Source organism: Clostridium phoceensis, from assembly GCF_001244495.1.
Classification (GTDB): Bacteria; Bacillota; Clostridia; order Oscillospirales; family Oscillospiraceae; genus Lawsonibacter; species Lawsonibacter asaccharolyticus.
This window is the reverse complement of the sequence record NZ_LN866274.1, coordinates 1,891,669-1,917,014: the sequence shown is the minus strand read 5'-3', so window position 1 is coordinate 1,917,014 and position 25,346 is coordinate 1,891,669. Positions and strand designations below refer to the sequence as shown.

Below are 25,346 nucleotides of genomic sequence, written 5' to 3'. Positions count from 1 at the left end.
TTCGCTATGTTCTCTGCATGAAATATTACCGTCAAAGTCGCTATAAATTATAGTAGTAGACTTTATACTCTTTGTCAAGGCAAATCGCCTCTCTCCTCTTGACATCTACTATAAATCATAGTAGTATATTCATTCGGTAGTATACTATAATTTATACTACTCTATTTTATACCTTCAAAGAGTGAAAGGAGTATTAACAATGAGTGAACGTAACAACAAACTTGAGCTTTTGGGCAGTGCGCCTATCCCCAAAGCTCTGATGGCGCTTGGCGTGCCGATTATGATTGGAATGTTAATCAATGCCCTATATAATCTGGTGGATGCCTATTTTGTGAGCGGACTGGGAAAAAGTCAAATGGGAGCTATTTCCATCGTTTTCCCATTAGGACAAGTCGTAGTTGGATTGGGACTAATGTTTGGCAACGGTGCTGCATCCTACCTATCAAGACTTCTGGGACGAGGCGATAAGGATACTGCCAATAAGGTGGCAAGTACCGCTCTATATAGCAGTCTTCTGATTGGCGCTATTATCATCCTTTTCTCTACAATCTTCCTTAAACCAATTTTGACTATGTTAGGCGCGACAGAAACTATCATGCCGTATGCTCTGACATATTCAAGAATTTATATATTGTCCTGTGTTTTCAATGTGTTTAATGTGACCATGAACAATATTGTAAGCAGTGAAGGTGCAGCAAAAACAACTATGTGTGCGTTACTGTTGGGAGCCGTGTTGAATATTGGATTAGACCCTCTTTTTATTTACACTTTCAACATAGGGGTTGCCGGTGCAGCGATCGCCACTGCAATTTCTCAGCTAGTATCTACACTTGTTTATCTTACATACATTCTGCGAAAAAGAAGTGCATTTTCTTTCAGCTTAAAAGCATTTTCTCCAAATGGGCAAATGATGGTGGAAATCTTGAAAATCGGTGTACCTACTTTGGTATTCCAGTTGCTTACAAGTCTTTCTATTGCTCTGATTAACCGTGCAGCCAGCGATTATGGCGATTCGGTTATTGCAGGCATGGGGGCAGTCACTCGAATTACTTCTATGGGAACGCTTGTTGTCTTTGGATTTCTGAAAGGGTTTCAGCCTATTGCCGGATTCAGCTATGGGGCAAAGAAATTTGATCGTCTGCGCGAAGCAATCAAAACCTCAATTATTTGGTCTACAAGTTTCTGCTTAGTCGTGGGTTTGGTGATGGCCGTTTTCTCTACGCAGATTATCTCTCAATTTACCGAGGGAGATGTTCAAATGGTTTTAGCCGGTCAAAAATCCCTGTTTGCGAACGGCCTTACATTCGTTTTTTTCGGTTTCTACACGGTATACTCCTCTCTATTTCTTGCTCTGGGCAAGGGAGCGGCAGGTTTCTTTTTAGGGGCATGCAGGCAAGGTATCTGCTTTGTTCCTGTCATTTTGCTGCTTCCTATGGTATGGGGCATGAATGGAATTCTATATGCCCAGCCCATTGCAGATATAATTTCCGTAGTAATCACACTGTTTATGGCAATACATCTTCATAGGGAAATATCCATAACCGAAAGCCATACTATTTCTGAAAAAAAGCAATAACCTAATTTTACTATAACGAAAGCCCGTATTCGCTGACAAAAGGAAAAATCATCGAACACTAAATATAAGTATATAGGAGGGGGATATACACAATATGGGAAAACTCTTGATAGTGTCCATTTCTGACCACGAAGAACATATTTTTAATAGAGTCATGGCAGCCATCGCAGATGAACCAGATTTTGACCATATTGCCCCTCCACAGTCAAGTCTTTCCTTTTCCAATTTGGAAATCCTACTGAAAGAACATACTGTGTACTGTAGTGGCAAGCTTATTCCTATGACCCACCATGAATTTGCAGTCCTTACATATCTGGCTCGTCATCCTGGCTGGGTATTTTCTGCCAGCCAGATCTACGAGGCTGTGTGGAATTCGGATGGTGGACACTGCGGAACTGCAGTTGCCAGTGTAATTGGCCAGATTCGTCGCAAACTGACGCCAGACACACCGAAGGGCGGTTATATCCAGACTGTACTGGGCAGCGGATATAAATTTAACAGTTCTCCCTTTTAAGTCAGTAAGAAAGGCTCCGAGGCCATAATGATCTCGGAGCCTTTCTCATTGACTTAAATCTTAAATAATTTAATCGCCTTCAACAAAATAATGCTCAATTCCTGGTACAAATCCTCATCCAGTACACCATCAATAATGGCATACTTGAGTAGCAATGGTCGATACATCTGTAAAATCACTGTAATGGCATCCTCGTTTCCGGCTTTGGCATTGAGAAGCAGACATTCAAAATTCATCCCTTGTCACCTCCTACTACAATACTCTTTCTGATTTTCTGAATCGTCCTGTAGTAAAGCGCCGCTGCCCCTTTATAGGACAGTCCAAACTTTGCTCCCAAAGTCTCAAAATCTTCTTCCTCCAGCGTTCGGGCCAGAAATATCTGGCGTTCCCGTTCATTGAGTTTCTGCAACGCCTCCAGAAGCGCTCCATTCTCAATGACATCCATAAGCGGTAATCTGTCCAAGACCACTTCCTCTGAGCTGGGTTCAGACTCATAGACCACTTCCACAGCACTCTCTATACTGCTTCGTTTATAAAGCTGGATCAAATAATCTTTTCTGCGGCGCTTGACCGCCGACACCAAATATGCTGTAAATCTAAATTGCAGGTCATCTTCTGCCTGCCCATTGTTCCGTTGCCACATGGCTTTACCTCCAAAAGTCTCAAGAATTCCGATGGATTTCCTGAGCTTCTGGCGGTGACCTGCATCGGGCCAAAACTGCCTGATATAAAGAAAAACAGCCAGCTTTGTACCAATGGACAAAACCAGCTGTTTCTTGAATTTCTGCATCGAGCAGTTCAATAGATACCGTTCGGGCAGGTGGAGGTTTATCTTTATATGAAGAAAACTCTCTTGCCCTACCTCGACGATATACCCCTATTGAGAGCCGTTCATGAAAAGCCGTGTGTCCTGGAGTTATGAAAGCAATGAACTGCTCGATGTCGTGGAATCCTTTCTCCATAACACCGTTACTCCCTGTCCGCAGTTATGCGGACGGCACACAGGCGGCCTGCATCATCCCCTTTCTTTCGCGATATGGCAGCGCAACGCTGCCGCCCTGCTGATAATTGTTAAATTGTAAAATAATACTTTTTTCAAATACTGTTCCAGAGCTATTCTATATGAAAACAGGAGGCGGCCTTTATCCCCATCATCAGGATAAAGACCGCCCTGTACTTCCGATTTTCATTGGGTATCGTACTGATCTCATACCCCCACCTCCGCTTGCTGAATTTTCATTGATTTTTGGGATCACTGCCATAATTACAGTGTAACTGACAGTTTTCGGAAACTTTTGGAGTAGCATTGGAATATCCTTCGAGGAAAGAGAAAATCATTCGACATTATATGACAAAACAAGCTCCAAAACGGTCACTGCATTTTTCCGCTTTGGAGCTATTCCTTTATTATTTCCATAAAGTTGCATCTTCTGTCGTTACCTGTGCCGTATCCGGATGGATATAAATGATTTGGAGTCCTTTCTTTTTGGCATAGTTAACAGTCTGCTGAGTTCCGGATCGCATATTGTTTACATTATCATAAACAGCCACCATACAGCCGGCCTGATCCACCATAAAGCAATTGCGTTTTTTATAATTCTCACTTGATGGCATTTCACCCAGGATTAAAACCTTCGCTGCATATTTGCGAATAAACTTCATCCTCTTTTGGTGCCAATCATCCCAGTCTGCATCATATCCCTCAAAGGGGAGAGCCAGACACAATTCCACATCTTGATACGCTGTCTGTTCTTTCATACGCAACAGGATCTCCGCCGCCCACATATCAGCTCCCATTGCTCCTCCAGCCCAAAAGCATCGCACTCCCTGATTATAAAGCCGTATAAGCTGCTCCTGCAAACACTTTTTGATTCGCTGGCAGCGCTTGTCCTTTTCGTTATATTTGAACTTGAAACGAGTCGGCCTATGGCCTGTAATAACACACGAAAAACTGTTCATATGGTTCTCCTTTCCCGGCATCCATCTTCGTCTATTATACTTGCCATAGACGAGATAAATCAACCATGACCGCTTAATAATCCATGTCATAGCGGATAAAATGTAACTATGGCATGGAGGTGACGCATGGATAATCTACTAAAGGATATGGGTAAACGGATCTTCGACCGGAGGAAACAACTGAATATGACCCAGGAAACTCTGGCAGAGCTGGCTCATGTCACACCACAGACCATCTCCACCGCAGAACTGGGACAAAAGGCTATGCGACCTGAAACAATCCTCAAAGTCTGTGATGCACTCAACATTAGCACCGAATACTTGTTGCGAGGCATCATCACAGAAACAGATTCCTCCCTTCTTATGGAGAAGATTTCCACACTAACGCCCAAACAATACAGGCATTTTGAAGATATTTTAGACAGCTTTATCGCGGCCATACAGGAAGAGGCATAGGAGCATCACTGGCTCCCATGCCTCTTTTGATTATCCCCTGCTGCGGAACGCAAATAAAGTACTGGCAATCAGGCTGCGTGTCCTATCGTCCATTTCTGGATCATCGTCCACTTCCTGTGCAGTCGAAAGCATCACAGGCGCTACAGGCTTCTCCACCAATCTGGCTGTGGGAATCTGCTCTTTTGCTTTTTCCTGTCCCATACCTTCCTGCCGCAAAATCTCTTTGACAATAGCCACCACCGCTTCTTTGCTGATGATCGAAGCATTTAGCGGCTGTGGCTCTTGCCCAAAGTGCTCATTATAGTAGACCACTGCATTTGCCACATATTGCGCTTTTGTGCGGGGACTCTGCAATTCCAGTAACCCAATGGCCGTCTCGTGTATGGGATCGCCCTCATTAAAGCGCAGCGTAAACCGTCCTCGTTCTTTTTTCTCGCCCATACCATCACCTGCCTGCTGTTTCAATCCGGTACAGATACTCATAGCCATCCGCATTTGCATTGATTTTCGGTACGAAGAATGGTGCTCCCACCTTGCCCGAAGTTTCGATCTGCCGCTTCAAAAGAATGGCACCGCCGCCTACAAATACTACCTTGCAATATTGCAAGTCCAACATTCGCTCCCGCAACGTGCTGAACAGGTCATTGATAAATTCCTGCGCCATCTGTTCTGTCAGCCGTATGGCTGCATCCGGATATTGAGTCTTTTTTCCCATCAGTATGGCATCCACATCTCCTTCATCCAACAACAGATCCAGCTCCGAATTCACCTTTGAACGCACCTTATTGTACAACAGGATCACGCCATTTTCTAACGAATCACAGGAGGTAAGGTCAATCTCTCCGTTTTTCATCAGCAGATAGTCAGCAGTAAACCCACCAATATCCAAAATTACCGCCTTTGGCTCTTCAACAAGCGTGTGAAGCATGGTGGCCGCCGCTGCATATGCCTGTGGAAAGCAGGCCACATCTTCAATATAGATGGAATACGGCTTGCCCTGCACCTCAAATTCTACCATTCCCCGCTGCCCAAAGTATTGTGTAAACCGCTCCACCTGGGCGCCAAAGTGTGCCGGCGGCAACCCTACTGCCAGTTGGATACGCTGAACCTCTGAGGAATATGCTCCCCTCGCTTCAATCTCACCAGCCAGAGCAAATAGGGTCAGGATAAAGAAGCGATCGTCCTCCGTTTTATCTTTCCGATAAGGAATCCGCTCAGTAGACAGCGTATAGTAGGTATTCTGATACCTCAGCACATTCTGTCCAAAGGGACGGGTGACACTCTGCTTCAGACCGGACACAAAGGGGTTGCAATGAACCGTTTTAATTTGTTTGTTGCCATGATCAACGCCAATAAGCATATGTAATGCCTCCTTTTTGCTTTATACATATCCTTTACGCCTATATGACGCCTATTCTCAACAATCACACACTATTTTTATGAAAACAAAAAGCAGGAGACCCATCATAAAGGTTTCCCGCTTTTGGCTGCTTCATAATGTGCGCAGCTAATATATATTTGATTGTTCTATTCTGCCATACCCTGCGGAACTTCAAATTTGTATCCGCTCCCCAAAACAGTACGGATATAACCCGCTTTCGGCATATCCGGAGTCAGTTTTCTGCGGATCTGACCAATGACGCTGGCAACGGCTGTTCCGCAGTTTTCACCATCCTCACCCCACACTTCTTCATAAATCTGCCCAGCAGAAAATACCCAGGACGGGTGGTTTGCCAAGTATACCAATGTCGCAAATTCCCGATGGGTCATAGAAATTAACTCGCCGTTTCGGTGTACCGTTCTCTCCTTCAGGCGAAGCTCCAATCCCGGAAAAACAAGAGTATTACAAGGGTGAGATGACACAATATGGTCAAATCCTGGCTCGGCTGCAATAATCTCCATAATTCTGCTAAGTATGTATTCTTCATGGTCTGTTACCGACAATACAAAGATTTTTCCCATATGTCCCTCCCTTATTTGTAATTAGAATGCTGATACCCTGCAACCAATATAAAGTTTACTTGTTTATTTCAGTAATAACGACTGTTCCGTTTTTATCCAGCAAAGGGGTAATCCCCGTATCATGGACAAGGTAGTTTACACCTGTTTCGGTGTCTACAACAATACTCAAGGAAGTTCCCTGTGTATAGATTGTTTCAAAGCGCTTTTCTTTGTTTGCCATAGTAATCCACTCCTTTGCATAGTGTAAGGTATCAGCATTTCTAATTTATTACTCTATGATAAAGACCAAATGTTGCAGAAATCTCCTAACCATTTTCTTTTTTGACAAGAAAACAGGCTGAATTGCTTCATTTTTGTAGCAATTCAAGTTTTATCTCATTTCTGGTCGAAGAATAACTCGTTTGAATAAGAACATTGTTGCACCAAAATAGGTCAGGTAGATTGCACAGAATAGCAGGATCGTCACCAGACCATAAAGAGGTACAAGTCCCTGCTGCAAGATTGCCTCTCCAAAAAAGAACTGTGCCCCTGTGATCAGTAAAACCGTCAGCAAAAGAGGGAATAGCAGTGGGATCAAAAAGACTGTGGACAGTTCCCTGCGGATCAGGGAAGCCTGCCTGTGGCCCGGTACACCCAAACGGTCAATGACTGCATAATTCTTCTGGTTTTTGTCTATGGCAGAAAGCTGCTCAAATGCAAGAACCGAGCAGGATAGGATAATAAAAATAATGCTTAAATACAATCCGCAGAACGAAATGGCTGTAAATCCAGTCAGCGAATTGGCAACACCCCACGCCTTTACTGTAACACCCATCGTTACTTTTTCCGGGAGCTGTTGACCGGACTGCAATTCCGGCTGCCATTTCCCACTGTTCAGGAATTGCTTCAAGCCGCTTTTCAATTCCGGGTATCCGCCATCTTCCAGTTTCATCGCCAGACGAATTTTTTCTCCGACTAATTGTGAAGCTGCTTCATCCGGCAGAACAAGTACATATCCCTTCGTTCCGGCCATTTGATACTGCTCCATCGGCTCCGTCAGGATTGGTGTCTCTGCAATAGTCAAGGTTTGACCATTTAATGTGATCTCCGGCTGCTGCTTCAAACCCTGCCGGATTCCGTCCATATAGTTCCATGTATCACAATGAACCAAAAACTCGTTGTCGCTCATGGAAACAGGAGAAAGTCCCAAAATCTCACGCAGGTGGTTATAGTCGGACAAGGACAAGGCTTCGATCGGTTTTTCAGGAACCGCATACAGATAATAGCTCACAGAATCCTCGACTCCACAATGCTCCTCTGTAAAGGAAACGATGGAATCCATGCTGGATTTTTCCAAAGGTGCATCAATCGCCACGCCTGCATCATATGGATAATAGGCTTTCATGTTGGCTTTGTAGCCTGCTCCCATTGTAAGCCCCACAAACATGGTTGTCAGGGATATGGTTAAAAGAATCGCCACCACAGCCATTGTCCGGCCAGCAGAATGGATGCGCCGCCCAATCTGCCCCAGGAAGAACAGATTTTCTTCTTTGTACTTATGGCGCAGATTTTGTTTTGCAAATCGGTGCAGCAAAAGCGGAATCTGGCGATGCAGCTCGTAAACACCCACCAGAATGAGCAGGCAGGCTCCGCCAAGGTACAAAAATGCTTCATTGGTTTGAGTTTGAAGCATCCGCCCAAGCAAAATCACGCCTGCAACCATTGCGGCTATTGAAAACAATACTACCAAAAGACTATGGCGGAATGATTTGAAATGGTATTCTTCATTCTTGCGGTTATCATACAGCAAATCGATTACTTTCTGATGCCGGATAATCTTTGCCGCTCGGAGCATCCCAAAACCATACATCAAGGCAAAAAACAAAAATGTTACTGCCCATGCCTGGAGAGAAAAGGAAACCTGATAGGTATGCGGTACCTCAAAGATATTTTTTACCACCTGATTCAGCAAACCGGAAAGCCCTGTGCCAACCAAAGAACCAAGCAGAAAAGCCCCTGTACCGATGATACTGTTTTCAGCAAGAAACAAATTTCGTACTGTCTTTGCTTCCATGCCAATCAATTCGTAGGTTGCAAACTCCTTTTTCCGTCGTCCCAGCATAAAGCGGATTGCATAACCGATCACAAACGAGGACATAAAAGCAACCAGAGCCGACATAAGCAAAATTCCAGTAGTCAGCATCGACATATTTTCTGCCATAGCAAGAACATCTGATGAAAAGCCCAGTGCCAAAAATGAGTACATCAATGCCGCAGTCAAGGTAAGCGTCACAAAGTAAATGATATAATCCCGCAGGCTTCTGCGAATATTTTGAATTGCTAACTTCCAGTACATATCTTCCTCCCATCACCTTACGCTATCAGAGTTGCTGCGAATTGAACGCTGGAACAGCAGCCATGTACTGAGAAAATAGCAACTCAGCAGCAAAGCGAAAATCCCGACAATGATACCTATTTGCCGCATCAAGGCTCCGCAGCCAATATAAGCTGAGATTTCAGCAGAAACACTTTGAAGAAAATAGCCAATCACAATAATTGCTACAACGATTGCCGCTGTGATCGGCATCCCAAACCAAACACCAAGCTGTTTTAGAACCAAAGTATGCAGGTCCTTCTCTTCCACTCCCATTTTTCGCAGAACCGAAAATCTGTAGTTGTTTTTTTCTGCATCCAGGAGCTGCTGAAGAGCCAGCACGGTAAGACACATCACCATCAGCACAATTGCACCATAGATCAAGGACGCTTTTAGGATAAAGTTAAGGGCGATTATACGGTTCACTTCCGTAGTATGGACAGTTGTACTGTATCCTGCCAGATTGTCTTTATCAGGATCTTCTGGATAAGAACGCCCAAGAAGCTGTTCCAGCATTTCTGCCGTTTTGAAGGGAAGCGGATATTGGGTCATCACAAATCGGTTGCTCTGTACAGGAAGCAAGACTTGCGCTATCTCGTCAGGTATGATATACACCACATCTGTATAAAGATTATAGATGGATTCCCCCACAGGCTCCTGAAACACGGCGTTCTCACTGAGTTTCAGGGTGCCTGCGTCAGTTTCCAGTAAGGTATGCTCAGCGATGTAGTTTTCAATATCCTTGTCCTCTGCCGCACGATGCCAGTGGGTAGCAAATTCATCCGTTTGTAAGATAATAGGTTCATATCCCAACATTTTCCGAACAGCGTTATAATCCTTCAGTGCAATTGCCAAGGGAGGAAAATCGTACTTTACCCGCTGGTGAAAGTCATTTTTTTGGGGAAGATATTCCGAAAAAGTCAAATCGTCCTTTATCGCTATGTTGTTTTGTTCTATGAACGCAGTAATTTCCCCATAGTCTGTATCCGGAAGATTTTCCACTTCATAAACATCGTTGTAGCGGCTTGAAATTTGAATATCATAGACTGCCCGACTATCCAAATAGCCCAGACTCCATCCTGTCAAAACTGGCGCAATGACAAACAAGCAGATAGAAAAAGTCAGGGTCACACAAATTATCGTCATCGTTTTCGTATTGGTAGCCAGCTTAGAGGAAAGCTGTCCAAACAGAAATAAACTCGTATTGTGATATTTGCGGGACACTTTAGACTCCTTCCAGTATAGGAGCGCCGCATTCGATAAATAAATGACTGCGGAAATGATAAACAAAATATCCGCAACCCCAAACAGCAAATATTGATTCAGAGTTGGGGCGTCAAATCCAAGGAAGTAGGCTTTTTCCAGTTCTGCGATGGAAAAAATCGGGATAGCGGTCAATACAGCACCAGCCAGAAGCCCGCAAAGATATCGGGAAAATCCTATTTTTCTGTGTAAAACAGCACCTGCGATTGCCCAAAGCAGCGTCAGTGCAGGGAAAAGGACATTCCCCCAATACATGAGCTTTACAGGAAGCGGATGTCTGGGATCGAAGTAAAAATGATATTTTACAGCACCTACCTCCAGCATCCACAGCAGCATAATGCCATAGAAAATACAGATCATCGGCATCCATCTGCTTTTATGAAGCGGTTTTTCATTCTGACGGTTTGCCGTCATAAGCTCAATAATCCTGCTTTTGTTGAGAATTCTGACATTCCCGACTCCAACCAGAATCTGGCAAATAACAAAGAAGCCCACGGTCAGCAGCACGGTATCTGGAAAAAAAGACCAAGAAAAAGTGTAGGGTTCCCCAAAAGAAGCAAGCAACATAGCCGTAATGACCTGAGAAACGATCATCCCCAGAAGGATTCCCACCGACACAGAGAATATGAGCAGGAAAAAAGTCTCTCCAAAAAAGAGCAGTCCTATGGTTTTTTGCTCCATTCCCAGGGTCGCCTCAACTGCAAACTCCGATTGTTTTTTTCTCAGCATGAAACGATTGACATAGTGGATCAGGAACAACAAAAGCAGACTAATCCCGCAAATTGCCAGTTTCATACCTCCAGCCAGCAGGGAAATATTATATTCCGCACCAATGGTCGGATGATAATGGGTGCTGCTGATAGACAAAAACGCATAGAACAGGGTGACACAGAGTGTCATTGTCACAATATAAATCAAATAGTCCTTCACAGACCGCTTTGCATTTTTGAAAATGAGTTTAGCGTACATCGCTCATGCCCCCTCCCATCATGGTGAGGACATCCAGGATTTTTTCAAAGAAAGTCCTGCGGGAATCACCACCCTTACGGATTTCCGTAAAGATTGCCCCGTCCCTCATAAAGAGAATACGATTGGCATAGCTTGCCGAGAAAGCATCGTGTGTCACCATCAGGATCGTGGCTCCAAGATTTTCGTTGATACTCTGGATCGTCGAGAGCAGCATCTGTGACGAATGACTATCTAACGCGCCGGTGGGTTCGTCCGCCAAGATCAGCTTAGGCTGGTTGATAATGGCTCTGGCACAGGCGCACCGCTGCTTCTGGCCGCCGGACACCTGATATGGGTACTTATCCAGAATATCCATGATATTCAGCTTTCCGGCCATTTCCCGCACCCGTCCATCGATCTCGCCTGCTGGAACCTTGTTGATGGTCAGCGCCAGGGCTATGTTTTCCGAAATGGTCAGCGTGTCCAGCAGGTTAAAATCCTGGAACACAAATCCAAGATTTTCCCGGCGAAACCGCGCAATCTGTTTTTCATTGATTTCCGTTACATCGGTCCCATCCAGATAGATATGTCCCGCACTGACGGTATCAATGGTGGAAATACAGTTGAGCAGGGTGGTCTTGCCGGAACCGGATGCTCCCATGATTCCTACAAATTCTCCCTCTTGAACGGAAAAGCTGATGTCCTGAATTGCTTTTGTAACATTCCCACTATTTCCGTAATATTTTTGGATATGATCCAGTTTCAAAATTTCTTTCATTGTTATCACCTCTAATCTCTATTGTAAAATAAGAGCGGCTTCGTTTGTATCAAGTTTTCTTACAAAGTTCTAACAAAAATGTAAGAAGTGCAGAACGGTTCTCAGCTCTGCACTTCATGAATCAAACAGTTAATATGAAAAGAAAGGGAAATTGCTGTGCCATGTTCCGACGACTCCGCCGTAATGCCAATGCCCAGCTTTTCACAAAGCCGTTTGCATAGGTACAGGCCAATGCCTGTGGACTGCTGGACCATACGACCATTCTGACCGGTAAATCCCTTTTCAAAGATACGGGGCAGATCGGACGCAGCAATCCCGATTCCATTGTCCTCCACGACAAGAACAACCTGATCCTGCCGTTTATGAGTAGAAATGCGGAGAACCGGCTGCTTAGTACGATACTTGACCGCATTGGCAATCAGTTGGTTCAGAATAAAGCGCACCCACTTTTCATCTGAATAAACCGTGTCCTGCATTTCCTCCACTTCCAGACGCATACCACTTTGGAGCAGCAGATATTTATTATCTGCAATCGCCTGATGCACCACTTGGGACAGTGCCATTTCCCGGACAGAATAATCTTTCTCTGTATGCTCACTGCGGGCATAATAAAGAGCCTGTTCAGTAAAGCGGTTGGTCTTTTCCAGTTCCAGCAGAAGTTCTTTTGTCCAGTCCATCCGATGGTTTTCACATAGAAGTTTCATGGCAGTAATGGGCGTTTTGATTTCGTGAATCCATTGTTCAATGTATTCCTTGTACTCCAGGCGTTCCCGCTCGACCTCCCCGATCTGCTCTAACATGGATTTTCCAGCCATTTTCAAAAGCTGATAGTAAACTTGATCCTCAGCCTGTTCCGGCAGCTCCATCACTTCGGAAATAAGGTATCTCTCAGAGAGCTGCTCTGCCATATCCAGAAGTTTTTTCATCTGCCGCTTTCGTTTCCAGTAAGTGAGGACAAGTCCCATCAGCAAAATCAATGCCCATACAATCAGGATCAATACTACTGCGGAAACCGAATTGCCGCACACCAGCAAAAATACAGTGAGTGCAGCCATACAAACAAGGTTCGTCAGCAGAAATGGCAGCCTGTTTTTCCAATATCGTCTGCTGTTCATATCGTGTACCCCTGTCGGTGCTTTGTCTTGATAAAATCCGTCAGACCGATGCCCGCCAGTTTTTCCCGGATGCGGTTGATATTGACGCTCAAAGCATTGTCATCCACATATAGCTGATTGTCCCACAAATACTCAATCATATCTCCACGAGAACAGATTTTCCCTCCGTTCTTGAACAGGTAATAGAGAATTTTTAATTCGTTCTTGGTAAGCTCTACGCTATGTCCTTTATAGTCCAGGCTGCTGGATTCCAGATGCAGCACTGCATCTCCATAGACGATCTGTTCCCTTTGCTGCGTGGGATAGGCTTTTTTCAGCAGAGATGCTATCTTCGCAAGCAGGATCGCTGTGTTATAGGGCTTCGTAATAAAAGCATCTCCGCCCAGCATAATGCTATTCAGTTCATCCATATCCGTGTTGCAGCTTGTCACAAAAATAATCGGCACCTCGGAAAATGTGCGAACCTCGGTGCAGAGAGAAAAGCCACTGGTTCCCGGTAGCTTGATGTCCAGTAAAATCAAGTGTGGCTGTTCGGCTTTGATCCGATCAATCACATCAGAAAAATCTTCCGGAGCCGCCGCTTCATAGCCATTGCTTTGCAGCAGCGTTTTCAATTCATTCCGTATCAACGGATCATCTTCTATTATCAATATTTTTTCTTTCATATCAGCCTCCGTGAAAAAAATAATATTCTATGATATAGTCGCTCATGCTCCCATTGACATTTGCATCAAGCGAATATAAAAATGCAGCCTTAATGCGTTAGGAACCTTATCCCTCAACAAATGAAAAATGGTAAACTTATATTTCTTCAACATCAATGACATGATATCCTTTTTGTTTTAATGCCTTTGCAAACAAACCCATTCCAGAAACTAACTTTCCAGTGAAGCTACCATCATATATCTGATTAACACCACAGGTAGGGCTTCTGGATTGTAATATAACTAAATCAATCTCTTCATTCTGAATTTTCGATAATGCAACTGCCACTGCCTTATTATATTCTAAACTAACATCATTTCCGTTTTCATCAACTACTCTCCCATTCACAATTTCTGCGCAGGGTCTGGGAGTTTCCATTCCTGCTAATACTTCCGGGCAGATAGAAATCACTTCTTTATCTTTTAAAAAATGGATAGCTGCTGAATTTTTGTTGTTTTTCCCATTATATTTACAGTTCTCTCCCATAATACAGGCACTAACCAATACTTTCATATTTGTCACCTCAAAGCCCAATGGCTTGCTCGAACAGTCCACAATAAAGTCCTTTAACGAATAGTCGAGATTACCAGTCTGTCAACGCACCATAGACGACAGTTCAAAAGCAAACTATGTGTTAAAGCAAACTACCCTTTAACCCTTTTTTGAAAACCAATACAGCTCTTTCCATTCCCAAAAAAGACATCGTGACAAGACGATAGCTTTCCTTTTCCATTTCTTCTATTTTTGCATTGATTTTCTCTGTTACATTTTCCACAGTAATTTCTTCTACTAATTCTGTCCGATACATCATATTTTACCTCCATAAGCACTCAATTCAAAACCAATTCGCTTTTTCTGCTTTGAATTGAGGGGTATCGCCTTCCTGGTATGGATTATAGGTATTGCGATTACACCCAAATTCTTTTAATGCCTTTATTTTATTATCCTCTGTCCATTCAACCAGCGAGATTCCATCAAATTCCTCTATACTTCCATTGTTCATTTCATTTTTGAAATACCACTCCACAATCGTTTGATCTCCCTTATGAAAAAATTGCTTGATTTCCCAAATGACCACCTTGCCACGGGTATTCCATTCCTGAAACCAATGCTTTACTGTTTTTCGGTTGTTATACTGGGGACTCCAGCTTTCTGTATAGATTACATCTTCTGTAAAAATATCATCAATGCCCATATCCTGCTGATTGAGCCACATATCAAACCATAATCGGATTGTTTTTTCTCGTTCATTCATGATATAAACACCTCACCATTCTTTTGTCTTACCTTCGCGTTTGTTCTGCATAACCTGGGTTTGATATACGAGAACAGGAATCAGAGAAACCAGGGCAAGCACACCAAAAACTACCGAACATTTTGCAACCGCAAATATTGCGAACATGAGCAATATCAGCAACCACGGATTACGCAGATTTCTGTAATAGTTTTCCTTGTCCTCATAAGAAGTATGAAGTTCAAACGGCTTACCGTCATTATCTTTTTCTACGATCAACAGTTCCCGATTAAAGGTGGTGGCATTTGTTGCTATGCGTCCGCCTTTTTCAGCCCATGGCCGTAGGCGTACTTTACCAACAGAGTAGTTCAGGTTGATGTTTTTATAAAATACTTTGTAACCCATCCCCTCTAAAAACTCATGATAATCGGATGCGTTGGCCTTCGATTTTTGCCCGATAAACTCCACGCAGTATTTTACCTGATCCGGTTTACACTCCTCAAATTCATACAACATTTTTTCCGCCCGAATCAGACGATAGCCCTTTTCAGACATTTTATTCAGCCAATGTTCCTGGGCAGTCAACAAACCGCCAAAGAAACGATAATACTTTTTGCTCATACCGCACCTCCAATAATTCCATTAGCCACGCCTACAAGTTCATTGAGCCTTATCAGCTCCTTTTCTGCAATTTCTTTTCCTTGCGTTGTAATGAGATATTCTTTTTTCCGTCCCGCACTATCTCCAAAAGGTGCAATCCAGCCTTTTTCCTGCAACGAGTTCAACGCACCATATAAAGTACCTGCCCCCAGCGTGAGCCGCCCTTTTGTATTGTCTTCAATAAATTGCATAACAGCATATCCATGTTTCGGGGTATAAAGGGAGAGCAAAATAAAGAATGTCACCTCTGTGAGCGCACCGCCTTTCGCATTGTCTCGCATAACACCTGCCTCCTTATTACGGTTACTGTAATAAATATATCACTAACCGTAATAGAAGTCAATAATGATCCAAAATATAACAGCAAACTTAAAAAGCGGGGCAGCACACGCCGCCCCGCCGATCCTATATGCTTATTCCATCGCTCGCATTTCTTCCACAAGCGATTGATTTTTCTGCCTGCGCATTGTCCAGAAGGACAGGATGACCTCCAGGCCAAACAGCACCAGAACGAACAGCCCCATTTGCAGGAAGGGGAAGGAATATGGCATGATCGCTCCATGGAAAGTCATTTCGCTGAATTTTCGAGCAGCTATCATTGCAATCGGGAGGCCGACTGCCAGAGTTGCCAGCGCAGCAGAAAACGCATAGCAAATTCCCTCATAGATGGTCATTTGACAGAGCTGCTTTCTGGTCAGACCGATGGCGCGAAAGACGCTGTTTTCCCTCTTTCTGGACATCTGATTGGAGAGGGTGGTGTTGATGAGATTGACCACGCCAAAGAGGAACACCAGCCAGGACAGCGCCTGAAAACCTCCAAAAACGACCCTGTTTTCCATTTCCTCATAATCCTTATGTATCCCAATGGTATCCAAGTCAAGATCCGGATTGGAAGAAATGATCGCACTCAGACTGTTTTCAATCTGCTCCGCCTTTTGGGGATCGCTGACAATGCTCCAGGAATAATCAAAACAATCGATCATAGGCATTGCTTCCTGAAATAGCTCTTTGGTTGCAACAATGCAGGTGCTGTCCAATGCCAGAGGACCATGACCATTTTTAAGCCCATCGTTTATGAGCAGACCGGAAACAGTGACAGGAATCTCTTGATCCCCTATGGTAAGTTTGATAACTGACCCCACATCTACACCGATCATATCTTCTGCATAATCCATATCAAGTGCAATACTATGGGAATCTTGAGGTAAAGTTCCGGACACAAGCGCCGCTTCCATTTGATCCCTGTTTCGGTCACTCAACAGATCACACATTCCGCCGGAAGAACTTTCCTCATTTTCAAACCGCACATGAACCGCCTGACGATTTTCTATCACATCTGTTACTCCATCCACGGCCAGCACCTCCTGCCGAAGCGCTTCATTCAAAGGATTTCCTTTTGACATCACCTCATATTCTGTTTTTTCAGAATGGATATAGATTTTATAATCCCCATCCGGGAAATACTGTCTTGCGATCCGCTCCGGCGAACGAACCAAAAGAATAGAAGCTGTCACCAAAAGGATCACCCCGCCCAGACTCAGGGAAGCCACGATACTGATCGTCTTTTTGCGGTCACGCCTGAAATTTGCAATTCCCATGGAGAGGGGATTTAACCGCATATTCTTCTTATGTGTGTGGGCCTTTCCGCTCTGATTGCCGGTAAAGCGGACTGCTTCAATCGGGGAGATACTGGCGGCAATCTTTACCGGTCTGCGGATCGCAATGGATACCATAAACCAGCCAAGCAGTGCAGTCAAAACAATCGCGGCTGCATAAAATAGCAGATTAAACCCACGGGGAAACAGTGCAAACCCGGCTGCACATCCCAGCAAAATACCGATACCAATGCCAGCCCATCCTAAGAAACGGCCTTCTTTTTTGACAATACGGCGGATCTGTTTTGGCGTTGTGCCGATGGTCCGCAGTTGTCCATAGCTTTGGATTTTATCATTGATAGAAATTCGGAAGATACTTTGTATCACAACATACCCTCCGATGATGACCAGAACTGCAATTCCGGCAACCAGCGCCAGCATACTGACATTCACAGGCTGCTTATAGAACTTCATATAGCTGAGGTTCATGATCGGCATTTCCAGCTGATATTCCTTGGCAATCTCCCTGCTGCGGGCAGTCAGCTCTGTTTCATCCATTTGCTGCTCATTCTTAAAATGCACATAGGCTCGATAATCAGCGGGGTCATAGCCGCTCCATCCTTTCAGGGCTTCTTTGGAAAGAAGGATGGAAGATCCATTTACCTCTTTTTCCTTATAGCCTTCCATAATGCCAGTCACCGTGTATTCTCCGTGAAAGCTCTCGCTGCTTAGCATAACCTTTTCGCCAATCCCGGCGTCTGCAGCATAGTTGGAAAGGAAATAACGGCTCACCACCACCTCATCCTCCTTTTGGGGCAGTCGGCCTTCCAGCAGCTTCATCTGGTCACGGGCAATATACATCGTTTCCTCATCACAATAGATATAGGAGGCATTGTATCCCTGCTCCGCAGGTTCCACAGCCAGCATATAATACTCTCCTACCCTTGAGAAGTCATCCAGCCCCTTCAGGGTGGACACATCTTCCTCAGTAATCCTGGTATAGACCGCCTCATAAGTATCCTCCACATGATTTTTCTCTATCTGCCGGGTAGACAAAGCCATCACAATCGAAAAACAGATCAGACAGGATGCCAGCGCAACGGCGATCACCACCATCAAATTCCGGCGTTTTTCGCTTTTCAAACTTTTTCTTGCCAGTTTCCTGACAATATTTCCTGTATCATTTTCAAATGGTACTGTCATTTTGATCATCTCCTTTAAGTCTTATATTTCTGCTGTCAGCAAAGCGGCGGCTTCACATCGGAAGCCGCCGCTTCTGGTTAGTCCATGGTCTTGATCCGCTCTACAAGGGAAAGCCGTTTAGAGTAACGGACAGCAACCACAGAGAAAATTCCGGTCACGACCAAAAGTGCCAGAACAAAAACAACCGTTTCCATCAAAGGGAATTGATAGGACAGTTCCCCAAAAATATTAAAGCTGCTGATCACATAGTCAAAAATCCAGCCCAGGATTCCGCCAATGCCAACTGACAAAAATACCGTAACCCCTGCGTACCACAGGCATTCTGCGATCAGCATACGGGAAACCTGCTTTCCGGTCATTCCCACAGACTGCAAAATCCCAAGCTCCTGCTGCCTTGCCAGCAGATTGGTCATCAGGGTGTTGACCAGATTTACCATGGAGAACACAAACAGGAACGCCAGCAGCAGATAAACACCGCGGGTCATCATCTTTAGCTGCGATTCCAGGGATGCCGCATGGTCTGCTCTGGAAAAGACCGTCAGCACCGGATTTTCCAGCAGGCTGAAAATAGACGCCCTGAGCGCATCCGAGTCCTCCGAGGTATGGACATTCCAAACGGCCTCCCTGTTCTCAATATCCGGGTAGAGTTGATCGGCCAGTTCTTCTGTAAGGGTAAACAGGCCCCATGCGCCGGTGCCTGATGTTACTGACGGTTTCGCAATCCCCATGACCGTTACTTCTATGGCCTTACCGTCCATGGATTCAAAGGTCAGCACATCCCCGACCGCAGGCGTATAGCCATAAAACATACTTAAAAGATGATCTTCCGAATCAGTCACGATCACACCGTTGTTTGCGGCAAGCTCCTCATAATCTACGCTGCCCTGTTCCAGATTTTCCTCCGGCAACCATTGTTCCATCTGCTCTCTGTCAAATACAGGGAACTTTAATGCAACACTTTCCTGGGGGAATTTCACCGTTGCGGATGTTACTTCATGGCTGGTGATAGATTCCACACCATCTATGGCAAGAAGCTCCTGACGAAGTTCTTCTGTCAATGGATTTTCACGCGCGATGGCAGGCAATCCTTCCGCGCCTCCCGAATCCATCCAGCTGACCTCATAGTTGCAGTGATCTCCCATGGCTTCTATCGCCATCTTTTCGGGACTGATGGAGTTGAGTACCGTAGCGGCTGTTACCAGAAACACACCCGTCAATCCCAGAGATACCAGAGTGATGACCGTCTTTTTCCTGCTCCGCCTAAAGTTCATCTGTGCCATGGAGAACGGCGTAATGCGGTGGTTTTTCTGATCCTTCCGGTCTGTTGCCGTTTCATAACCACTGGAGCGGACCGCTTCGATTGGGGATACCCTCGCCGCCATGCGGACAGGCGCATGAATGGACAGAAATACCGTCAGGGCGCAGGCTGCTGCGGTCGCAGCCAGATAGGGCAGATTGCCCATCCAGCTCCAATGTGCCGGGAAAATAGCAAACCCGATAGCCCCTCCAACCAAAAGCCCCAGTGGGATACCGCAAAGAGATAACAGCAATCCCTCCCGCCGCACGATCCGCCGGATCTGTTTTGGTGTTGTGCCGATCACTTTCAGGCGTCCATATTCCCGCATTTTGCCCTTTACGGAAATGAAAAAGATACTGTAAATGACCACGGCACAGGCAACCAGCAAAAGGATTGCCACGGGAATGTAATATTTCATCACACCGGACTTAAAGCCCTGCATATCGAAATAGTTGGAACTGTAAAAAATCTGATCCTCTGAGACATCGTTGGCAGAAAGGAATGCTGCAATATCCGCCTTGAGCTGCTCCAGCTCCATACTATCAGCACCAGTATAACGAAGCCGAAATTCAAACAGCGGCTCTCCCTGCGCCATCTCCTCCACAAATGCTTCAGATACATAAAGCTGGAACATACGGGAGTCATTCTCCACATCCATGATACCGCTGACGGTATAGGTCTGCTTTCCGTTTCCAAGATTCACTTCTATGGTCTGCCCGACTTCTGCGGGGATTTCAAAATAATCAAGAAATGCCCGTTCTACCAGAATTTCATTGGCAGCCTGCGGAAGTGTCCCAGTAAAGGAAGGCTTCTTACCCAATTCCATCCAGTTGGCATCCGCATACTCCACAGTCAGAACGCTGTCACCATAGCGGGCAGAACCGTAATTCTGGGAAAGGCCCCAGCGTTCCACTTCCGGGCAGTCTTTCAGTCTTTCAATCGTATCACGGTCACAATTCACCACAACCGCCTGATACTGTCCCCGAATGTCCGCCTCCAGTTTTCTGTCACTTCCCGCTCCTGCACAAAAAATCGCTGCCATCAAAGCGGCTGCCAGAGCGATCGTTACGATCACAAACAGGTTGCGCCGCTTATCTGTCTGAATGCTTCGTGACGCCAATTTTTTAATGACCGGCCCTGTATCATTTTCAAAAGGCAATGTCATGTCTGCCACCTCCTTTATCCAACGATTTTGCCATCCTCAATCCGCACGATACGGTCTGCAAGCTGGGCAATGGCATCATTATGTGTGATCATCACCAGCGTCTGGTTAAATTCACGACTCGTTCTCTGCAAAAGCCCCAACACATCGGCGCTGGTCCTGCTGTCCAGGTTTCCAGTGGGTTCATCGGCAAGGACGATAGCGGGCTTTGACACCAGAGCGCGGGCGATAGCCACACGCTGCTGCTGGCCGCCGGAGAGGTTGTTTGGCATATTCTTCAGCTTATCCTCCAGTCCCAGCATGGACACCACATCCGCCATGAATTTCTGATCCACCGTATCCCCATCCAGTTCCACGGGCAAAACGATGTTCTCATGAACATTTAGGATCGGCACCAGATTGTAGTTCTGGAAAATAAAGCCGATATTGCGACGGCGGAATATGGTAAGCTGCTCGTCGTTCATCTTCGCCAGCTCCTTATCCCGCACCATCACGCTGCCGGAGGTGGGGGTATCCAAACCGCCCATCATGTGAAGCAGGGTGGACTTACCGGAGCCGGAAGTGCCGACCACCGCCACAAATTCGCCCTCCTCCACAGAGAAGTTCACGCCATCCAGGGCGCGGGTAATGTTCGGCTCTGTGCCGTAGTATTTTTTAAGATCAGTTGTCTGCAAAATTTTCATAACAGTTACCTGCCTTTCTTAATTTGTTGAGTATAGAGTAAAGAGCAAATGTTGCAGAATTGTCCTAAATGGCATGAAAATCTATGGTGAATTGCTTCAATTTTAGGACAATTCATATTCTTATTGAACAAGCAACTTTTTTATTGCATTGCTTCATGTATACGCTTGCTTTTGTTGATAAGATCATTATAAAACCCAAATGTCCGAGAAATGTTACAACGCTCGGACATTTCAAAAAAATTTACAGCGGGCATCCAGAAATAACTGTCCGCCGAAACATACTACACGATTTTTTAGATAGATTGATTGTGAAATAATTTCAATCCAATCACCACATTTATCATAAATTCCACAATGAGAATTATACTAATGGCAACATTAAAATTACATAAGTTATATAACCCGATATAGATTTCACAAGTAAGAAATACAACTTGCAGACACAAATTTAGGTATGCCACTAAATACTCGTTAGTTCTATTCCACAATCTAAACAGGAACCTTGTAAAAATAGGTTTTCCAGCAAAAGCAAAAAGCACTGACAATACCGGTACTAAAAATATATAGTAAGAATCTACTGCATTTCTGGGGGATGTACCTGCCCATTGAATTGCTATATTATCAGGAACAACGAAAAATAAAACAATAGATAAAATAACATTGATTATTAAAATGATTGTTGTTGCTTTGCAAAAATTGATTTTTTTCATGGTGTTTTCTCCTGTTATAAGTGTGCTTTAATTTGTTGAGTAAAGAGTAAAGGGCAAATGTTGCAGAATTGTCCTAAATGGCATGAAAATCCATGGTGAATTGCTTCAATTTTAGGACAATTCATTTTGCAGTAAGACTCACACATTTTCATCCTTTAAGGCTTCTACAATAATGTCCCTGCGGATTCTTCTGGAAGCCGCCCTGTAAATCCCACTGATGACCATTAGTACCAGAACAATATAGGCTGCCAGCCCTAATAACGGAAATACCTGAATGAACTCCATAAAAGTCACATCCTGCATCCACATCAAAACTGCGACAATCAAAAACAGAATCGGCAATCCAATGACCAAAGGTTTTCCTCCAAGGAAGAACCCTTCTATATGCAGTAAACGGTCAAGACCTTTTCTATCCAACCCCACAGAACGCAGCATGGCAAATTCCTTTCTTCTCTGATACAGACTGTTCAGGATCGCCACTGCTGCCGATGAGATTCCAATGATACCAAATAGTGCAGTCAGACTGTAAACGATCAGCATGGTCGCATCGGTCAGCCGTTCTCTGTCCAAAGCGCGCTGTGTCTTGCTGGAGGTATAGAAATCACTCGTCCCCAGATAAGTACCACAGATCTGCTCTGCCTGCGCCTGTACTTCGGCATCCAGCCCATCTTCCACGAGAAGATTCATGTAAGTCCTGTAATTGTAAACTGCACGATCTTCTCCGAAATTCTGGATAATCTCATAGTATTGATCCATCGGCACCAGAATGGGCAATGTATAAAAGGCCATATTACGCCCAATCTCCGGCATTTCAGAAAGTGCAGATGATACCGTCACATCAAAACGGTAATCCCCCTGAATGGAGTCCAGAAACTTCTCTGTTACTTCTAAAGATTGACCTTCTTTGAGTTTTAGATATGGAACCATATCTTTTTTGGCTTCATAACCTCTGGAGTCAGGATTTTCACAACAGAATTGACAATGAGCGCAGCACCCTGTTCAGAATAAGTCACCCCTGACTGCATGAGATAATCTTCATAGGCATCCTGTTCCAAACCGATCAATACACATGGGATACGGTAACAGCCATCGCGCTTTGCTACATACTCGCCAGCCGCTTTTGTGTCAAATCCTCCAGAGGAAAGAAATTCTTCCGACAGCTCACTTTCTGAAACCCAGAGCGCACAGTTCGCCATTGTATAGGTGGCCTGTTCCTCTATGTGAGGCAGCTGCTTCAATTCCTCCATAAGCGCTGGCTCTATTTTCTGACCAGACTCCATTGTAAGATTGACATTAAAGTGGCTGTCCTGTTCTGCTTTTGTATTGTTAATATCTGAAACGGAAAAAACAGCCAGAAAACTGAACATCAAAAGCATACACAGACTCAGCGTTACCGTACAGGTACGAAACAGCCTCTTATTAGCCGTCATGGAGTTTGCAGAAATATTTCCAAGAAATCCAAAGCACTTTTTCAGGATCGGATGCTTTGCTGATTTTTTCAAAGAAGGATTGCTCCAACTTTCTTTGACCGCTTCAATCGGGCGAAGTTTTCCCATCTGCCGGGCAGGACCAGATGCAGCCAGGCAAACCGTCAGGAACGAAAGAATCATGGAAACCACTGCGACCCACGGGGAAAAGGAAGCGGTTATCCGGCTCCCTGTCACTTCCTGCGTCAGGTCAGAGTATGCTGCCAATACGCCATAGGAAAAAAGGTATCCAAGTCCCACGGAAACCAGAATGGGAAGCACAGACAACCAGCGCGCCTCATATACGATCATCATGTGGATCTGCCTTGGAGTCATTCCAATGGATTTTAAGATTCCCAGCTCCTTTACCTTGCGTTTCGCAGAAATAGAAAAAGCGCCCCGAATGATATAGGCAAATACCGCCATAGATGCTGCCATGACCAAACCGAGCGCAAGCGCAAGTTTGGGAAGGTCACTGCTTAGGAAATGTCCCGGCGCATAAATTCCATACATCCCAAGCAGGGCTGTGTGGTAACGGAAGGGATAGTCACCAAATTCATCCGGCTGCAAGCCAATGTCCTCTGCTATCTGCGGGATGATTTCATAGACTTTTCGCGGCTGCGTCACTTGAAGATAAGCAACGATCCCCGTGTCCTCCGATAATGCGGCCGTGTCCAGCCATCCGTACGCAGGGTAGCCATTGTATGCGCTGGAAACAGTCATATCAATCTCACCAACGATGGTGTACTGCACTTTTCCTGTTTTCACAAATTCTTCCCCGCTTTGAATCGGGGAAAGGAAATGCACAGTTGTATTTCCTTTTCTGCGTTCGCCCAAATCCAGGTTCAGCCGGTCTCCAATCTCAGCAGATGGATTTTGCTCGAAAAAGCCCTTTCCAACGACAATCTCTCCCGGAGCCTGGGGAACCCGTCCGCGCAGGATCAGATTCTTTTCCCGCATACCGCCCCAATAGGCCCCATCACAGTTTTGGACCAAAAGATAGGGCAGGCCGGATGCAGCTGGCAATAAGGCGGTCTGATTATCTCCTTTTACCATGATGGTCTGGATATTTTCGTTATTCTGAATCAAATCCAGCTGGCCGGCATGAATCTCCAAAAGCTGTGCATCCCAATCACCGTAGGCTGCGATCTCCTGCTGCACACTTTGATTCCAATAGCTTTGGACGAATGTGCATAACGAACACAAAAAAGTTGATGCGATCAATATGGCTACCATGATAGAAATGGATGTACGCCGGTTTGCTTTCATATTCTGTTTCGCCAGCCGCTTTACAATCCGGCTGGTATCATTTTCAAATGGTAATGTCATAGTCCTTCACTCCTTTCGCTGTCATCCTAACCCCCAAATGTTGCAGAAATATCCCAAAGGCTCAACAGTTTAAGGGTGAATTGCTTCAATTTTAGGACAATTCATTTTCGTGTGTCTTTTTTATAAAGCCGGATAGATATAAGCAAAACCATTGCTAACTGAATTACAGCAAAAAACATCGTCAGCCAAACGCTCTCATAATAAGAAATATCTGTCCAGAAGATCACCAGATCTACCAGAGCCACCACACCAGCCGACCATCTGATTTTTCTTGGAAAGAAGTGCCGGAGCAACAGCACAACAACAACCGGCGGGATCAGCAAGCAAGCTGCATTGATGAGTAATGTCTTTGTGATTTCCATAAGGCCACCTCCAATT

At 44.9% G+C, this 25,346-nt stretch carries 28 protein-coding genes; 3 read left to right on the top strand and 25 right to left on the bottom strand.

Going from position 1 to position 25,346, the window contains the following annotated elements; translation table 11 throughout:
- The first annotated feature begins 199 nt into the window (after positions 1-199).
- The gene (locus tag BN1969_RS09965; protein ID WP_050624163.1) at positions 200-1,576 is read left to right on the top strand and encodes an MATE family efflux transporter; all 1,377 of its coding nucleotides are present in this window, start codon (positions 200-202) and stop codon (positions 1,574-1,576) included.
- A 94-nt stretch (positions 1,577-1,670) separates the two neighbouring features.
- Positions 1,671-2,090 (top strand): winged helix-turn-helix domain-containing protein, encoded by a 420-nt coding sequence (locus tag BN1969_RS17155; protein WP_077138746.1) that lies wholly within the window; start codon positions 1,671-1,673, stop codon positions 2,088-2,090.
- 53 nt (positions 2,091-2,143) lie between these two features.
- Here the strand turns inward: BN1969_RS17155 and BN1969_RS09960 are convergent, their stop codons facing one another.
- From BN1969_RS09960 to BN1969_RS09950, 4 genes are all read right to left on the bottom strand, one after another.
- Positions 2,144-2,326: a helix-turn-helix domain-containing protein gene (locus tag BN1969_RS09960; protein ID WP_050624162.1), complete on the bottom strand. Its 183-nt coding sequence runs from the start codon at positions 2,324-2,326 to the stop codon at positions 2,144-2,146.
- Entirely contained in the window at positions 2,323-2,733 is a 411-nt protein-coding gene (locus BN1969_RS09955; RefSeq protein WP_242850322.1) for a sigma-70 family RNA polymerase sigma factor, read from the bottom strand. Before BN1969_RS09955 ends, BN1969_RS09960 begins: the two co-directional genes overlap by 4 nt.
- Before the next feature lie 19 nt (positions 2,734-2,752).
- Positions 2,753-3,052 (bottom strand): hypothetical protein, encoded by a 300-nt coding sequence (locus tag BN1969_RS18615; protein ID WP_242850321.1) that lies wholly within the window; start codon positions 3,050-3,052, stop codon positions 2,753-2,755.
- Between the two features lie 445 nt (positions 3,053-3,497).
- Positions 3,498-4,049, bottom strand: coding sequence for an SLOG family protein (locus tag BN1969_RS09950; protein ID WP_050624160.1), 552 nt, complete (start codon positions 4,047-4,049; stop codon positions 3,498-3,500).
- 126 nt (positions 4,050-4,175) lie between these two features.
- Between BN1969_RS09950 and BN1969_RS09945 the strand changes: the two genes are divergently transcribed.
- The gene (locus BN1969_RS09945; RefSeq protein ID WP_050624159.1) at positions 4,176-4,505 is read left to right on the top strand and encodes a helix-turn-helix domain-containing protein; all 330 of its coding nucleotides are present in this window, start codon (positions 4,176-4,178) and stop codon (positions 4,503-4,505) included.
- A 30-nt stretch (positions 4,506-4,535) separates the two neighbouring features.
- On the opposite strand, the gene BN1969_RS09940 is transcribed toward BN1969_RS09945, so the two are convergent.
- From BN1969_RS09940 to BN1969_RS09865, 21 genes are all read right to left on the bottom strand, one after another.
- Positions 4,536-4,946 (bottom strand): hypothetical protein, encoded by a 411-nt coding sequence (locus BN1969_RS09940; protein ID WP_050624158.1) that lies wholly within the window; start codon positions 4,944-4,946, stop codon positions 4,536-4,538.
- 4 nt (positions 4,947-4,950) lie between these two features.
- On the bottom strand, positions 4,951-5,865 hold the full coding sequence (locus tag BN1969_RS09935; RefSeq protein ID WP_050624157.1) for a ParM/StbA family protein: 915 nt from the start codon (positions 5,863-5,865) through the stop codon (positions 4,951-4,953).
- A 167-nt stretch (positions 5,866-6,032) separates the two neighbouring features.
- Positions 6,033-6,467 (bottom strand): winged helix-turn-helix domain-containing protein, encoded by a 435-nt coding sequence (locus tag BN1969_RS09930; protein ID WP_029465871.1) that lies wholly within the window; start codon positions 6,465-6,467, stop codon positions 6,033-6,035.
- 55 nt (positions 6,468-6,522) lie between these two features.
- Positions 6,523-6,687 carry a DUF6440 family protein gene (locus tag BN1969_RS17965; protein WP_117497604.1) on the bottom strand — a complete coding sequence of 55 codons (165 nt, stop codon included), beginning with the start codon at positions 6,685-6,687 and terminating at the stop codon, positions 6,523-6,525.
- 150 nt (positions 6,688-6,837) lie between these two features.
- Positions 6,838-8,802, bottom strand: a complete 1,965-nt coding sequence (locus BN1969_RS09925) for an ABC transporter permease (protein ID WP_050624156.1) — start codon at positions 8,800-8,802, stop codon at positions 6,838-6,840.
- Positions 8,803-8,814: 12 nt separating this feature from the next.
- A complete protein-coding gene (locus BN1969_RS09920; RefSeq protein ID WP_050624155.1) occupies positions 8,815-11,052 on the bottom strand; it encodes an FtsX-like permease family protein in 2,238 nt (745 codons plus the stop codon).
- On the bottom strand, positions 11,042-11,809 hold the full coding sequence (locus tag BN1969_RS09915) for an ABC transporter ATP-binding protein (RefSeq protein WP_050624154.1): 768 nt from the start codon (positions 11,807-11,809) through the stop codon (positions 11,042-11,044). The genes BN1969_RS09920 and BN1969_RS09915 overlap by 11 nt, the downstream gene beginning before the upstream one ends.
- Before the next feature lie 101 nt (positions 11,810-11,910).
- Positions 11,911-12,924, bottom strand: coding sequence for a sensor histidine kinase (locus tag BN1969_RS09910; protein WP_050624153.1), 1,014 nt, complete (start codon positions 12,922-12,924; stop codon positions 11,911-11,913).
- Positions 12,921-13,589, bottom strand: a complete 669-nt coding sequence (locus BN1969_RS09905) for a response regulator transcription factor (RefSeq protein WP_050624152.1) — start codon at positions 13,587-13,589, stop codon at positions 12,921-12,923. The genes BN1969_RS09910 and BN1969_RS09905 overlap by 4 nt, the downstream gene beginning before the upstream one ends.
- Before the next feature lie 136 nt (positions 13,590-13,725).
- Positions 13,726-14,142 (bottom strand): 2-thiouracil desulfurase family protein, encoded by a 417-nt coding sequence (locus tag BN1969_RS17150; protein WP_077138745.1) that lies wholly within the window; start codon positions 14,140-14,142, stop codon positions 13,726-13,728.
- A 121-nt stretch (positions 14,143-14,263) separates the two neighbouring features.
- Positions 14,264-14,440, bottom strand: coding sequence for a hypothetical protein (locus tag BN1969_RS18255; protein ID WP_187120342.1), 177 nt, complete (start codon positions 14,438-14,440; stop codon positions 14,264-14,266).
- Positions 14,441-14,464: 24 nt separating this feature from the next.
- Complete coding sequence (locus BN1969_RS09900; RefSeq protein ID WP_004841005.1) at positions 14,465-14,884, bottom strand: nuclear transport factor 2 family protein; 420 nt, start codon at positions 14,882-14,884, stop codon at positions 14,465-14,467.
- Positions 14,885-14,896: 12 nt separating this feature from the next.
- Positions 14,897-15,484 (bottom strand): DUF2812 domain-containing protein, encoded by a 588-nt coding sequence (locus BN1969_RS09895; protein WP_002578898.1) that lies wholly within the window; start codon positions 15,482-15,484, stop codon positions 14,897-14,899.
- Positions 15,481-15,804 carry a PadR family transcriptional regulator gene (locus BN1969_RS09890; RefSeq protein WP_002578897.1) on the bottom strand — a complete coding sequence of 108 codons (324 nt, stop codon included), beginning with the start codon at positions 15,802-15,804 and terminating at the stop codon, positions 15,481-15,483. Before BN1969_RS09890 ends, BN1969_RS09895 begins: the two co-directional genes overlap by 4 nt.
- A gap of 132 nt (positions 15,805-15,936) precedes the next feature.
- The gene (locus BN1969_RS09885; protein WP_050624151.1) at positions 15,937-18,321 is read right to left on the bottom strand and encodes an FtsX-like permease family protein; all 2,385 of its coding nucleotides are present in this window, start codon (positions 18,319-18,321) and stop codon (positions 15,937-15,939) included.
- A 77-nt stretch (positions 18,322-18,398) separates the two neighbouring features.
- The gene (locus tag BN1969_RS09880; RefSeq protein ID WP_050624150.1) at positions 18,399-20,783 is read right to left on the bottom strand and encodes an ABC transporter permease; all 2,385 of its coding nucleotides are present in this window, start codon (positions 20,781-20,783) and stop codon (positions 18,399-18,401) included.
- Between the two features lie 14 nt (positions 20,784-20,797).
- Positions 20,798-21,463, bottom strand: coding sequence for an ABC transporter ATP-binding protein (locus BN1969_RS09875; RefSeq protein WP_003501940.1), 666 nt, complete (start codon positions 21,461-21,463; stop codon positions 20,798-20,800).
- 293 nt (positions 21,464-21,756) lie between these two features.
- Positions 21,757-22,173 (bottom strand): hypothetical protein, encoded by a 417-nt coding sequence (locus BN1969_RS17145; RefSeq protein WP_077138744.1) that lies wholly within the window; start codon positions 22,171-22,173, stop codon positions 21,757-21,759.
- A gap of 138 nt (positions 22,174-22,311) precedes the next feature.
- Positions 22,312-23,100: an ABC transporter permease gene (locus BN1969_RS18610; RefSeq protein WP_227595908.1), complete on the bottom strand. Its 789-nt coding sequence runs from the start codon at positions 23,098-23,100 to the stop codon at positions 22,312-22,314.
- The gene (locus tag BN1969_RS09870) at positions 23,085-24,968 is read right to left on the bottom strand and encodes an ABC transporter permease (protein ID WP_242850320.1); all 1,884 of its coding nucleotides are present in this window, start codon (positions 24,966-24,968) and stop codon (positions 23,085-23,087) included. The genes BN1969_RS18610 and BN1969_RS09870 overlap by 16 nt, the downstream gene beginning before the upstream one ends.
- Positions 24,969-25,069: 101 nt before the next feature.
- Entirely contained in the window at positions 25,070-25,330 is a 261-nt protein-coding gene (locus BN1969_RS09865; RefSeq protein WP_050624149.1) for a hypothetical protein, read from the bottom strand.
- Positions 25,331-25,346 lie beyond the last annotated feature (16 nt).